We start from the raw sequence: 1,134 nt of genomic DNA, 5'->3' as shown, positions 1-1,134 counted from the left end.
GGTCCCGGATTGCCGTTGTCCATCTGAATCCCGAGAATCCGGCTAAGCCATGCCTACGGCAATCTGAGACAGTAAAACAGGCCGCATGAATCCCTTACCCAAACGACAACTAGCTTGACAATCACCGTAACGGATAACGAGTTTCACCTTGCCCCCGTTGGTGTTCACGAGCTCTTTGACGGCAGGATAAAATGCTCGGCAGGTTTCACATGATGGATCAAAAAACTCGACGATGGTGACTTTGGCATCAGCAGGACCATATACAGGTGCATGCATCCGCTCAAGCTCTGTGGTTTTTGTATTGGCTAACTGCCCTTTTTTACGAACCTGACTTTGCTCGTACACGAAGCCACTGATGGCGAAAGTCATAACCGCCAGAATACTGGTTAAGACAAGAACAGTTTGTTTTTTCACTTTAAAGCACCTTTTTTTACGAAGAGAAGCGCGGCAATTGCCGTAAATGCCAGTAATGACAATAGAGGAATAGATATGAAATCAAAAAGGTTTAAATTCACTTCAGCGCATGACGGGCCTTGCCCACAAGGTTGAAGGGCTGGAGGAATAAAGCCCAGGTAAAGCAGATTGTGATAAAGCGCCACAGACCAGCCGCCGACGACTATCGGTACCGCATACACAAAGACACGCATATCTGAGGTCGCGAGGCCCACCGCCAGGATAAAAACGAGCGGAAACATAAAGATGCGCTGATACCAGCACAGCTCGCAAGGGACGAACCACATGACTTCACTGAAAAACAAGGCACCTAACGTTGCGGTCAGAGCAATAACCCATGCCGCAAATACTCGGTGTTAATGGCCAATTAAAATGACCCAGTAATGGCCAATAGTTTTGACCCACCTGACGGTGGCTGCAAAGCCATGAAACGTGTAGCGTTCCTGCCATATAAAAGGCAACGGGAGCGCGTCAGTGAAGGAGTGGGTAGTGATTCACAAGATCAAAGGGCTGTATGACCGGGGCAAGGGGCTGTCGATCCGTGCCATTAGTCGGGAACTGAGCATCTCGCGCAATACGGTGCGTAAGTATTTGCAGTTGGAAGAGAAGCAAATCAGCGCCTACAAGGATGACGGGTCGCGCCACAAGCACCTGGACGCGCATCGGGATTTTCTGATCCAC

At 49.6% G+C, this 1,134-nt stretch carries 1 protein-coding gene and 2 pseudogenes; 1 reads left to right on the top strand and 2 read right to left on the bottom strand.

The window, feature by feature from the left end:
- Window positions 1-42: 42 nt before the first annotated feature.
- Together CR159_RS21330 and CR159_RS21325 are read right to left on the bottom strand one after the other, a co-directional pair.
- On the bottom strand, window positions 43-414 hold the full coding sequence (locus CR159_RS21330; RefSeq protein ID WP_233208460.1) for a thioredoxin domain-containing protein: 372 nt from the start codon (window positions 412-414) through the stop codon (window positions 43-45).
- Window positions 411-788 (bottom strand): annotated as a pseudogene (locus CR159_RS21325) (disulfide bond formation protein B); the annotation flags it as partial. The gene CR159_RS21330 and the pseudogene CR159_RS21325, both read right to left, overlap by 4 nt.
- A gap of 154 nt (window positions 789-942) precedes the next feature.
- Here CR159_RS21325 and CR159_RS21320 point away from each other — a divergent pair.
- Window positions 943-1,134, top strand: a pseudogene (locus CR159_RS21320) (HTH domain-containing protein); the annotation flags it as partial.

Origin of the sequence: Pollutimonas subterranea, assembly GCF_002849655.1 — a bacterium.
Classification (GTDB): Bacteria; Pseudomonadota; Gammaproteobacteria; order Burkholderiales; family Burkholderiaceae_B; genus Pollutimonas; species Pollutimonas subterranea.
The sequence above is the reverse complement of the archived record's forward strand: the minus strand, read 5'-3'. Positions and strand labels throughout refer to the sequence as shown.